Source organism: Novosphingobium sp. fls2-241-R2A-195, assembly GCF_030209485.1.
GTDB lineage: Bacteria > Pseudomonadota > Alphaproteobacteria > Sphingomonadales > Sphingomonadaceae > Novosphingobium > Novosphingobium resinovorum.
In genome coordinates this window covers 102,203-114,374 of sequence record NZ_JARVRY010000007.1, presented here as the reverse complement: position 1 = coordinate 114,374, position 12,172 = coordinate 102,203, and the positions used below count along the sequence as shown (strand labels likewise).

Below are 12,172 nucleotides of genomic sequence, written 5' to 3'. Positions count from 1 at the left end.
AGTCAGGTCAGGACCCGAACTGGCCAGGGCCGCCACGGCCCGGCATGAAGCGGTAGGTGATGCGACCCTTGGTGAGATCGTAGGGGGTCAGCTCGCAGAGCACTTCGTCGCCGACCAGCACGCGAATGCGGTTCTTGCGCATCTTGCCTGCGGTGTGGCCGAGGATCTCGTGGCCGTTCTCCAGCTCGACGCGGAACATCGCGTTGGGGAGAAGTTCGACCACGCGGCCGCGCATTTCGAGGAGTTCTTCTTTCGCCATTGGCGATCAGTTTCCATTGTTCTGGTGTGTCATCGGCGCGCGACATAGCCACGACTCCGCGAAAATGGAAGCCTTGGCGGCATTTTTGCCGTTCGTGTGACTGCTTTGTCGCCATTTGCGCATCGCGCCATGGCCCGCAACGACTTCGCGACGATGCGTACAGTAGCAAGGGCCGCCGGTTCATGTTCGCGCAAGACGATTGCGACAAAATGATACCGCGCCCCAGCTTGTGGTCCGCAAGAGGCCAAGGCAATAGCGCGGGAGGGGAAGGAACACATCACTATTTCACAGATGCACCTTGGCGGAGACTGCACTTGCGTTCCTTACCTCTGATCAGCCTTGTGGCGAGCCTCGCCATGCCGATGCCTGCGTTCGCGGCGGAAGCGGCGGCTGACGCACCCAGCGTGCCGGTCATCAAGGATGACGACACCGATCCCGACAACCCGCTGGAAGTCCACGGCAACGAGATTCTCGTCACCGCGCCGCGCGTGATCGGCTCGATCGACGTGCCCCAGCAGCCCATTGCGGTCTTCGACGAGAACGACATCGCGTCCTATGGCGTCGCCTCGATCGAGGAACTGCTGGATGCGATCAGCCCGCAGACCGGCAGCGGCCGCGGGCGCGGCGGCTCGCCCGTCATGCTGCTCAACGGCCAGCGCATCTCCAGCTTCCGCGAGATGCGCGGCATCCCGCCCGAGGCGATCCGCCGGGTGGAAGTGTTGCCCGAGGAAGTGGCGCTGCGCTTCGGCTATTCGGCCAACCAGCGCGTCGTCAACATCATCCTCAAGGACCAGTTTTCGGCGGTGACGACTTCGGGCGAATACAACCGCCCGACGCGCGGCGGCTACGACAATTACGAGCTGGAAGGCGGCCTGTTCAAGATCACCGGGCCGCGCCGCTTCAACGTCAACGGCAAGCTCGACAACACCAGCATGCTGACCGAGGCCGAGCGCGGCATCACGCAGGACGAATCGCGTGTTTCGCAAGTCGCGGGCGATCCCGATCCAGCGCGCTATCGCAGCCTCGCCGCGCAGGACCACGAACTGACGCTGGAAGGCACGATGACGCAGGGGCTGGGCGAGAAGGGCCTGGCCGGGGCGATCACCGCGACCGGCGGATATACCCGCTCGAACACGCTCTCGCTTTCGGGCCTCGACACGGTTCCGCTGACCTATGACGGCCAGACGCTGCGCCGCACGCTGGCCGATCCGCTGCGAAACCGCTCGATCACCGATACGTTCGAGGGCGGGCTCGGCTACAGCACGATGCTCGGCGAATGGCAGGTCAGCGCCACCGCCAATGCGACGTATACCGACACGAATACCCGCGTCGATCGCCGTCGCACCGAGACGCAGTACGGCGACCTGCAGGCCGAAGTCGCATCCGGCGCGCTTTCCATCACCGGAGCGCTGCCCAATGTGCCGGGCGCAGGCGTGGACGTCGCGACCACGCGCCAACTGACGCTGTCCAACCTCGTCACCCTGTCGGGCAAGCCCTTCCGCATGCCTGCGGGCGAGGCCAACCTGACGGTCAAGGGTGGGTACGATTACGACCGCTCGATGAGCGAGGACACCCGCACCACCGTGGGCAACGTGACGCTCCGGCGCGGCGATCTGCTGGGCGGTGTCAACCTCGCCCTGCCGCTCACCAGCAAGGGAGAGGATTTCCTTGGCGCGGTGGGCGACATCACGCTGAATTTCAGCGGCGGACTGGACCACCTGTCGGACTTCGGAACGCTGACGGACTGGAGCGCGGGCGTCACATGGTCGCCGACCGAGACGCTGATGTTGCAGGCGAGCTATATCGTCGATCAGGCCGCGCCCAAGCTGACGCAACTGGCCGCACCGATGGTCGAGACGTACAACGTCGCGGTCTACGACTTCACCAATTCGCGCACCGCGCTGGTCACTACCGTGACCGGCGGCAATCCGGACCTGAAGAAGGAAACCCAGCGCGACTGGAAGATCTCGGCGCAGTGGAAGCTGCCGTTCCTGCAGCGCTCCAACCTGATCGTCGAATATTTCCGGAACCGGTCGAGCAACGTCACCCAGTCGTTCCCGCTGCTGACCTCGGCGATCGAGGACGCCTTCCCGGACCGCGTGACGCGCGACGCGGACGGCAACCTGACCCGCATCGACCGGCGCGCGGTGACTTTCGACGAAGTGAAGACTTCCTCGATGCGCTGGGGCTTCAACATTTCGGGCAGCCTTGGCGGTTCGTCATCGGCTGGCGGCGGTACGCCGGCAGGCCAGCCCGCGCCGATGAGCGCTGCGCCGACGCAGTCGGTCACCGGTCCGAATGGGCCGATGGCGGGCGGTCAGGTGTTGAATGGCGGGCAGGCGACTGGGGAGGCGGGGCGTCCGAACTTCGATCCGTCGCGTTTCGCGGCGATCCGGGAGAAGCTCTGCGCGCCCGGCGCAAGCGATCCCGATCCGGCGAGCCTGCCGGAGGGTCTGCGCAATCGCTTGGTTGGCGCGGACGGCAAGATCGACCCGGCCAAGCTGGCCGAGTTCAAACAGCGTGCCTGTTCGGCCGAAGGGCAGGGCGCCACTCCCGGCGAAGGCGGCGGCCGAGGTCCGATGGAGCCGGAGCGTTTCGAACGAATCCGTACCGCGCTTTGCGCAGGCGGCAGCGGCCCTCCGGACGTGGCGAGCCTGCCCGACCGCATGCGCGAGCGCATCATGGGCGCCGACGGCAAAGTCGATCCGGCCAAGCTCGCCGAACTGCGCGAGCGCTTCTGCAATGCGCCGACGCCGGCCCCCGGCACGACCCGCGCGCAGGGCGAGCAACCGATGTTCCCGCCCCCGGGTGCTTTCGGGGGGCAACCGCCGATGGCTTCCAATGCGGGCGAGCGGGGCGCCGGTGGGACGCGTGCCGAATCTGGCGGACGCGGACCGGGCGGTGGGCCGGGTGGCCCTCCGGGCGGCGGCTTCGGCCCGCCGGGTGGACGGGGTGGCAGTCGCTGGAACCTCTCGGTTTATCACACTTGGCGCTTCACCGACACGATCCTGATCGCTCCGGGCGTGCCGGTGCTCGATCAGCTCAATGGCGATTCCACCACGGCGGGCGGCACTCCGCGCCACACGATCGAGGCGGAGGGCGGCCTGTTCAAGAACGGCTATGGCTTGCGTCTGAAGGCCGAGTGGAACGCGCCCGCGCGGGTTGACGGTTCGGGCGCTCCGGGGAGCCAGGACTTGCGCTTCGGCAGCACTTTCGACGTATCGCTGCGCATCTTTGCCGATCTCGGCCGCAACGAGGCGCTGGTGGCGAAGATGCCATTCCTCAAGGGCTCGCGCCTGTCGCTCCGGGCCGACAACCTGCTCGATTCGCGCCAGAAGGTGACCGACCAGAACGGCGCAACGCCGATCGCCTACCAGCGCGCCTACCGCGAGCCGCAGGGCCGCGTGCTGGGGATCGATTTCCGCAAGATGTTCTGAGGACGGGCAAGGCCCACCCCCGACCCCTCCCGTAAGCGGGAGGGGAAAAATGGGCGGTCCCCCTCCCGCTTGGGGGAGGGGCTGGGGGTGGGCGCGTCCGGGCACTTCCCCTTCGCGCGAACCTTCCCTATCTGCACGAACATGGCGAGAACACCAGCCGGCACTCCCGAGCAGCCCAACCATCTCGAACGCTTCAACGAGGAGCGGGCGACCTACACCGTGCGCGGCTCCGACCAGCCCGACCTGCAGGCCGGCGTCGAGGTGATCCGCGACACCGTCCGCACGCTCCCCGCCAAGCCCGGCGTCTACCGCATGCAGGACGCGCGCGGCGACGTGCTCTATGTCGGCAAGGCGCGGGTTCTGAGGAACCGCGTCGCCAACTATACCCAGTGGGAACGCCTGCCCGGTCGCCTGCAGCGCATGGTCAGCCAGACGCGCTCGATGACGATCGTGACGACCAATTCGGAAGCCGAGGCGCTGCTGCTCGAAGCGCAGCTCATCAAGCGCTTCCGGCCCGCGTACAACGTGCTGCTGCGCGACGACAAGTCGTTCCCGTTCATCCTGCTGCGCACCGACCACGAGTTCCCGCGCATCATGAAGCATCGCGGCGCGCGGCGGATGAAAGGCAATTACTACGGCCCCTTCGCCAGCGCCGGCTCGGTCAACACCACGATCAACGCGCTGCAGAAGCTGTTCCTGCTGCGCAGCTGCACCGACAGCTTCTTCGCCCGGCGCGACCGGCCTTGCCTGCTCTACCAGATCAAGCGCTGCTCGGCGCCCTGCGTCGATCGCATCGACGAAGCGGGCTACAAGGAGCTGGTGCAGGAGGCGAAGGATTTCCTCGGCGGCAAGTCCAACGCGGTCCAGCGCAAGATCGAGGCGCAGATGGCCGAGGCTGCCGCCGACCTCGACTTCGAGCGTGCGGCCATGCTGCGCGACCGCCTGCGCGCGGCGACTTTCATCCAGGGCAGCCAGGCGATCAACGCGGAAGGGCTCGACAATGCCGACATCTTCGCGATGGCCAGCAAGGGCGGGCAGGTCGGCGTGCAGGCCTTCTTCATCCGCGGCGGCCAGAACTGGGGCCACCGCGCCTTCTTCCCCACCCATACCGAAGGGCTGAGCGAGGAAGAGGTGATGCAGGCGTTCCTCGCGCAGTTCTACGAGGAAGTGCCGCCCGCGCGCTGTATCCTCGTCGACCGCGAACTGCCCGAGGCCGACCTCATCGCCGAAGCCCTGCGCGAGAGTGCGGGCGGCAAGGTGGAAATCTCCGTCCCCCAGCGGGGCAACCGCCGCAACCTGATGATGCAGGCCACGCGCAACGCGGTGGAAGCGCTCGACCGCCGCCAGGCCGAGCGTGGCACGCAGGCGAAAGTCTGGCGCGAGATGGCCGATTTCCTCGAACTGCCGGACCTGCCGCAGCGTGTGGAAGTCTACGACAACAGCCATATCTCGGGCACCAAGGCGCTGGGCGCGATGGTGGTGGCGGGGCCGGAGGGCTTCCAGACCAGCCAGTACCGTAAGTTCAACATCAAGTCCGCGCAGACCGACGACGACTACGCGATGATGCGCGAGGTCATGACCCGCCGCTTCGGCCGCGTGCAGGAGGAAGACCCGGAGCGCACCGGCGGCACCTGGCCCGATCTCGTCCTGATCGACGGCGGCAAGGGCCAGATGAACGCGGTGAAGGACGCGCTGGAGGAACTCGGCATCGAGGACGTCAACCTCATCGCCATCGCCAAGGGGCCGCATCACGGGCGCGAGGGGCGCGAGGTATTCCACTTCCCCGACGGGCGGGAGAAGATGCTGCCGGTGAATTCACCCGTGCTGTTCCACCTCCAGCGCCTGCGCGACGAGGTCCACCGGTTCGTCATCGGCGCGCACCGGGCCAAACGCAGCCGCGCGATCACCGCCAGCCCGCTCGACGAAATTCCCGGCATCGGCCCGGCCCGCAAGCGCGCGCTGCTGCTGCACTTCGGCACGGCCAGCAAGGTGCGTGCGGCGAGCCTGGAGGACTTGCGCCGCGCGCCGGGCGTCAGCGTGGCGGTGGCGCAGACGATCTACGACTTCTACCACCCGAACGGCTGAGCGGCGCGACACCTGCGGCGGGCCGCGCAACTGACGATCATCTCCCCGGTTGAAGTTTCCGTAGGACGGAGGCGGGAAACGGGAGATGCAACGTGGTTACACTTAGTCCGCTCGCCATAGCCGTCGGCGTGATCGCGCTGGCCGTTCTGGTCGGCGTTGTCGTGACAGTCATGCGCAGTCGCCATACAGCGCGGTTGCGTGATCGATTTGGCGACGAATACGATCGCACTATCGACCAGTCCGGCAGCATGTATGAGGCCGAGACCGTGCTCCATGAGCGCGAGCAGCGCGTCGCCGCCTTCGACATTTGCCCGTTGGAGCCCGCCCGGCGGGAAGCGTTCGTGCGCGCATGGCTGGAAGTTCAGGCCCAGTTCGTCGATGACCCGGCGGGTGCCGTCCAGCGCGCCGACGTGCTGCTTGCCGACGTCATGACGGCGCGTGGCTATCCGGTGGCGGACTTCGACCAGCGCTACGAAGACCTGTCGGTGGATCACGGCGAGGTCGTCGCGCATTACCGCACCGGCCATCACATCGCCGCGAGTCATGCCCGCGGCGAGGCAGGCACCGAGGAACTGCGCCGGGCGATGATCCACTACCGCGCGCTGTTCGACGATCTCGTCAACGAGCCGGAAAACTTCAGCCCGGTGATTGAGCATCGCGGCGGCCGCATCCATGACTTGCGTAAGGAAACGACCCGGCGTTCCTGATCCTGCATCAGCCCGCGGCGTGGTGGTGCGTCAGAAGGTTGCTGAACGACGCGCCGCCCTGCCATGCGCGTTCGTGGAAAAAGAACACGACGGCATTCACCAGAGGTTCGATCAGGGCGATCCCACCCGCCATAGTGATCGATCCGGTGACGAGATAAGCGACTGTGAAGCCCACCATCAGGTGCAGGGCGAGGAAGCTGAAAGTTTTTGCAAAATCGCGGGTCATCGGGCGATCCTTTCGATAATCCCTTTAATGCGACTTATCTGCAATAATAAACCGGCGATGCTGAGAACTGTGATCGCCTGAACCGATCCGCATCCACCGACGAATGGAGGGCGGACTATTTACAGGCCCAGCTTGCGCGCGATGCGCCAGCCCGTCGCCTTGATGCGGTTGCGATCCGGCCAGCGTCCTGGCGGCTTCGGCTTGAGCCCGCAGCGGCGCAACAGGCCGTTGAAGGCCCGTGCGTCGGCTTCGGCAAAGCTCCACTCCGAACGCCAGGTGATCGACAGCGAAACGGACGGCTCCGGCCCGTTGCGGACGAAATGCGGTGCCATCACCGGCACGTAGAGCGCTTCTCCCGGCCCAAGCGGGAATTCGCGCCCCCCGGAGAGCAGCTCTTCACGCCACTTCAGTTCGCGGCCGCCGCCGGTGTGATAGGTCTCGTGGACTTCGTCCGGCGCGAAGGTCGGATCGCCGGCCGAGAACTGCGTCATGACTTTCGAGCCGCGCACCTGCATCAGGATGTTGTGCTCTGGATCGAAGTGATAGGGCGTGACGCCCCCAGCGCTGGTCACGAAGACGAAGGCCTGCGTCTTGAGCATGCGCCCGGTGCGCGATTCGATGGCCGGGCGGATTTCCGCCAGCAGTTCGGAGAGAAGAGCGGCATAGGCCGGGTCCTGCTCGACGTTCTTGAGCACCGCCCAAGAGCGGGTCGTCTCAATCTGGCGGATCGTTTCCCCGATGGGGATGCCGGTCGGCGCGGGCTTGCCTTCGACGCCGATGGGCTGGTCGCTGGCATTGTATTCGACCGAGGCTGCCGGAAGCCCCTCCGCCAGCCGCGCCAGTGCCTCCAGTTCCATCAGCGGATGCGCACCGAGGGCATGAGTCAGCTTGTGCGGCACTTCGGGATAGTGCGATGCGAAGGCGTCGCGCGCGGCATCCGGGAACACCGGACCTGTTTGGAGGATAGTTGGGGCGTTCATGCTTCCTGTCCGGCGGGATGGCGCGCGGTTTCTGCGCGCACGAACTGTCGGAAGACGGCACGGCGCAGCTTTCCACCGATGGCGATGGAGAGCCGCCCGATACCTCGGCGCTCGCGCCAGAGGTGGTCGATCATCGGATGGTCGGCGCTGGCGCAACTGTCGGTCCAGACGATCTCCGGGCGGTCCAGCATGGCTAGGTTCTCGCGTTGGAGCAGCACGCCCGGAGAGAAGCGCGCATACGTCTCGTCGAATGCGGTCTTGTACGAATAGGCGCCTGGCGCGGTCAGGAACGTCGCCAGCATTGCGACGGGGCGACCGTCGAGCGTCAGCGATAGCCTCTCCAGCCTTCCGCGCAGGGCGGCGCCTTCGAGGCTTTCGCGGAACATCCGCTCAGTCCGTTCGGAGCTTGCCAGCGCGGAACCGGCCTGTCCCTTCCAGCCCGCAGCCTCCAAAGTAAGGAAGTCCGTACTCCACTGTGCCACGTCGCGCGCATCGGTGCGGTGCTCGAAGGCGAGGGCGCCCTCCTCTCCGAGACGGTTGGCCTGACGGCGCAATTCCTTGCGCTTCTTGCCGGAAAGTGCACTTTCCAGATAAGCGTCCGACGATAGGTCCGACGCAAGCATGGCACGTGCCTCGCGGTGGACGATCTCCAACTGCCGCGAACCCTGTGCCGCCACGGCCTCCAGCGCGGCGTAAAGCGGCCCGCCCTGTACCATGCCGCGCAAATGCAAGAACAGCGCTGCGCCCGGCCGTGCGTCGGCCCATCGCAGTACGGCCTGCCAGAAAGGTACTTCGGCACCCTTCGCAACCAACGGCACGCCGCAGAAGCAATTTGCGTGGAGCCAACTCGACAAATGCGGCATCGGCCAGCGGTAGTAGCGCCGGGGATGAGCGATCGGCAGCAGGCCGGCGAGGCGGCCGTCCTGTTCGAAGCGCAGAATCGTCACGTCATCGGTATTCGGTAAGTGACGCAAGGAAGGCAGAAGATACCAGCTTTCGAAAAAGGGATTGGGCTCGCTCGCGTCGAGGGCAAGGCCATCCCAGGCTTCGACCTCGCTTTCCAGCGCGCGCCAGGGCAGAGCAGAAAGGTTGCTAGAAGACGGGCGCACGGGTGCAGGCTCGGCTTCGAGCACCGGTGGAGCCTCTTTGCGGTATGCCTCGCCAGCCACTTGCAGAGCGAATCCTGTTGCCGGAACGTTGCGTGTTCAAGGCCTGAACTAGTGGCGAGAAATCAAGGAAACGCTAACGGCACCGCGCCTGTATCGCGGGCGCGGTGCCGCCGTGATCAGCCCTTCGCCATCGCCGCGAGCAGCAGCAGCGCGACGATGTTGGTGATCTTGATCATCGGGTTCACCGCAGGGCCGGCGGTGTCTTTATAGGGATCGCCCACGGTGTCGCCGGTGACCGCGGCCTTGTGGGCCTCCGACCCCTTGCCACCGTGGTTGCCGTCTTCGATGAACTTCTTGGCGTTGTCCCAAGCGCCGCCGCCCGAAGTCATCGAGAGCGCCACGAAAAGCCCGCCGACGATCACGCCCAGCAACAGAGCCCCAAGCGCCGCGAAGCCATTCTCCGGCCCCGCGACCCAGCTGATCGCATAATAGACCACGATCGGCGCCAATACCGGCAGCAGCGAGGGGATTATCATCTCCTTGATCGCCGCTTTGGTGACAAGATCGACAGTCCGCGCATAGTCGGGTTTTTCGGCGTAAGTCATGATCCCCGGTTTCTCGCGGAACTGCTCGCGCACATCGACCACCACGTCGCCCGCCGCGCGGCCCACCGCCGTCATGCCCATCGCCGCGAAAAGGTAGGGCAGCAGCGCGCCGAGCAGCAGCCCGACGATGACGTAGGGGTTCTCGAGGCTGAAGTTAACTTCAAGCAGCGGGAAGAACTCGCGCAAATCGGTAGTATACGCGGCGAACAATACCAACGCGGCAAGGCCAGCCGAGCCGATGGCATAGCCCTTGGTGACGGCCTTGGTGGTATTGCCGACGGCGTCGAGCGCGTCGGTCTTTTCACGCACGGCGTCGTCGAGGCCGGCCATCTCGGCGATGCCTCCGGCGTTGTCCGTCACCGGACCATAGGCGTCCAGCGCCACGACCATGCCGGCCAGCGCCAGCATCGCAGTGGCCGCATAGGCGATCCCCAGCAATCCGGCCAACTGGTAGGCGATGATGATACCTGCGACGATCACGAGGGTCGGGAGCGCCGTCGCCTCGAGGCTGATCGCGAGGCCCTGGATCACGTTCGTCCCGTGGCCGGTGACGGAGGCCTTGGCGATCGAGCGGACCGGACGGTAATTGGTCCCGGTATAGTATTCGGTGATCCAGATGATGAGCCCGGTGATGGCAAGACCGACGAGTGCGCAGTAGAACAGTGTGCGCCCGTTGAAGTCGCCGCCCGGAATGACGGTCTCCATGTCGCCGAGGGCATGGGACACGGCCCACCAGATCGCCGGGATCGACAGCACCGCTGTCACCAGGAAACCCTTGTACATGGCTCCCATTATGTTCTTCGAACCGCCGAGACGCACGAAGTATGTGCCTATGATCGAGGTGACGATGCAGACGCCGCCAATGAGCAGCGGCAGTGCCATCATCGTGGCGAGGCTGTCTGTGCCTTTGAGCAGCAGTGCGGTCAGCACCATCGTCGCGCCGACCGTGACGACATAAGTTTCGAACAGGTCGGCAGCCATGCCGGCGCAGTCGCCGACATTGTCGCCGACGTTGTCGGCGATCACGGCGGGGTTGCGGGGATCGTCCTCGGGAATGCCGGCTTCCACCTTGCCGACGAGATCTGCGCCGACGTCTGCCGCCTTGGTGAAGATGCCTCCGCCCAGGCGCGCAAAGATCGAAATCAGCGAGGCGCCGAAGGCGAGGGCGGTCAGCGCCTCGACCACGGTGCGGTCCTCTCCGCCCACTGTATGTGCGGCCGGGCCGGTGAGATACCAGTAGAATACCGCGATCGCGAGCAGCGCGAGGCCGGCCACCAGCATGCCGGTGATGGCGCCCGCACGGAACGCCAGCGTCAGGCCGTCCTGCAATCCTTTCTGCGCAGCTGCGGCGGTACGGACGTTCGCGCGTACCGAGATGTTCATCCCGATAAACCCGGCCAGGCCTGACAGGATCGCGCCGATCACGAAGCCGGTGGCCGAAACGGCCCCGAGCGTGAAGGCGAGGATGACGGCGACGATCACGCCGACCACGGCGATGGTGGAATACTGCCTCTTCAGGTAGGCTTGCGCCCCCTCCTGAATGGCGGCGGCAATCTCCTGCATCTTTTCGGAGCCTGCGGGAGAACTGAGCACCTGGCGACTGGTGATGATGCCATAAATGATGGCAAGAAGTGCCAGGACTATTGAAATCGTGACTAGATCCACGAAGACGTCCCCTTCCCAATATGTTGTAGCGGCGGGTTTTCCCGCTCGCGACGACTAGGGCTATAGACAAGCCGAATGGGTGGCAAGCGGGGATCACGCCGTACCACCGGCAATCTCGAAGGGAGCAGCCTCCGGCCTAGTGTTGGTAACCGAGGCGCTCGGGTAGTGACAGCTGCCTGCCGTCAATCGACAGGGACAGGCCGGAGCCATCCTCTACCGAGCCGATCGGCGTGACCTGCCGGTCCAGCGCGCTGGCTGCTTCCAGGATGCGCGCTGTATGCTCCAGTGGTGCGGTAAACAGCAGTTCGTAGTCGTCCCCGGCCGTCATTGCGGCCATTCGCGCTTCTACCGTCTCACCGGCAATGGCGACCAGTGCGGGGGAAAGGGGCACGATGCCGGCGTCCAGTGCAATGCCGACACCGCTCGCCTCAGCCATGCGCAAGGCATCGACGAGCAACCCGTCAGAGACATCCATCATCGCATGGACCAGTGGTACAAGTGCCACGCCGAGGCGCGGCTCGGGCGAGGGGCGCCGATAGCGTGCGAGAAGTGCCGCGATGGTGGTTTCCGGGCCTTCAAGCCGACCCAGTGCGGCCGCGAGGCCTGGTCCGGCGTCACCGATGGTCCCGCTCACCCAGAGCCGGTCCCCGGGTTTCGCGGCGCTACGCGAGGGCACGGGGCAATGCTGTCGCCCGGTGCCTAGCGCGGTGAGGGAAAAGCTGCGGGGCGCGCCTTCGGGCATGCGCACGGTGTCCCCGCCCAGCAGCGGAATGGCGAACCGGCGGCAGGCATCGTCCAGTCCGGCGAGGAACGCGGCGTCCCAGTCGGCATTGCCGAGCGCGTGCGAATAGAGGCACCCTACCGGCGTCGCGCCCTTGGCGGAGAGGTCGGAGACGTTCACCGCCACCAATTTCCAGGCGACGTCTGCAGGCGGATCGCCGGACAAGTAATGAACGCCTTCGACGACGGTATCCATCGTCAATACCAGCGCCTCGCCACCGATCTGGAGCACGGCGGCATCGTCCGCCAGCCGCCGTGCGGCGGGGTCGGTGGCGATGGCGCGCAGCGCGTGGATGAAGGCGTGCTCGCCGGTCATCCC

At 65.9% G+C, this 12,172-nt stretch carries 9 protein-coding genes; 3 read left to right on the top strand and 6 right to left on the bottom strand.

Going from position 1 to position 12,172, the window contains the following annotated elements; translation table 11 throughout:
• Nucleotides 1-7: 7 nt before the first annotated feature.
• Complete coding sequence (infA, locus tag QRN25_RS08005; RefSeq protein WP_008832182.1) at nt 8-259, bottom strand: translation initiation factor IF-1; 252 nt, start codon at nt 257-259, stop codon at nt 8-10.
• A gap of 314 nt (nt 260-573) precedes the next feature.
• Between infA and QRN25_RS08000 the strand changes: the two genes are divergently transcribed.
• The 3 genes from QRN25_RS08000 to QRN25_RS07990 all read left to right on the top strand — a co-directional run bounded on the left by QRN25_RS08000 (nt 574) and on the right by QRN25_RS07990 (nt 6,488).
• Nucleotides 574-3,696, top strand: coding sequence for a TonB-dependent receptor plug domain-containing protein (locus QRN25_RS08000; RefSeq protein WP_285018522.1), 3,123 nt, complete (start codon nt 574-576; stop codon nt 3,694-3,696).
• A 141-nt stretch (nt 3,697-3,837) separates the two neighbouring features.
• Entirely contained in the window at nt 3,838-5,781 is a 1,944-nt protein-coding gene (gene uvrC / locus QRN25_RS07995; protein WP_285018521.1) for an excinuclease ABC subunit UvrC, read from the top strand.
• Nucleotides 5,782-5,873: 92 nt separating this feature from the next.
• Nucleotides 5,874-6,488: a hypothetical protein gene (locus QRN25_RS07990; protein ID WP_285018519.1), complete on the top strand. Its 615-nt coding sequence runs from the start codon at nt 5,874-5,876 to the stop codon at nt 6,486-6,488.
• Between the two features lie 7 nt (nt 6,489-6,495).
• Here the strand turns inward: QRN25_RS07990 and QRN25_RS07985 are convergent, their stop codons facing one another.
• From QRN25_RS07985 to thiL, 5 genes are all read right to left on the bottom strand, one after another.
• A complete protein-coding gene (locus QRN25_RS07985; protein ID WP_285018517.1) occupies nt 6,496-6,714 on the bottom strand; it encodes a DUF2061 domain-containing protein in 219 nt (72 codons plus the stop codon).
• Between the two features lie 119 nt (nt 6,715-6,833).
• The gene (locus QRN25_RS07980; RefSeq protein WP_285018513.1) at nt 6,834-7,694 is read right to left on the bottom strand and encodes a cupin domain-containing protein; all 861 of its coding nucleotides are present in this window, start codon (nt 7,692-7,694) and stop codon (nt 6,834-6,836) included.
• Nucleotides 7,691-8,827 carry a GNAT family N-acetyltransferase gene (locus QRN25_RS07975; RefSeq protein WP_502910440.1) on the bottom strand — a complete coding sequence of 379 codons (1,137 nt, stop codon included), beginning with the start codon at nt 8,825-8,827 and terminating at the stop codon, nt 7,691-7,693. Before QRN25_RS07975 ends, QRN25_RS07980 begins: the two co-directional genes overlap by 4 nt.
• 152 nt (nt 8,828-8,979) lie before the next feature.
• Nucleotides 8,980-11,073, bottom strand: a complete 2,094-nt coding sequence (locus QRN25_RS07970) for a sodium-translocating pyrophosphatase (protein WP_285018509.1) — start codon at nt 11,071-11,073, stop codon at nt 8,980-8,982.
• Nucleotides 11,074-11,209: 136 nt separating this feature from the next.
• The gene (gene thiL, locus QRN25_RS07965; protein WP_285018507.1) at nt 11,210-12,169 is read right to left on the bottom strand and encodes a thiamine-phosphate kinase; all 960 of its coding nucleotides are present in this window, start codon (nt 12,167-12,169) and stop codon (nt 11,210-11,212) included.
• Nucleotides 12,170-12,172: the final 3 nt, after the last annotated feature.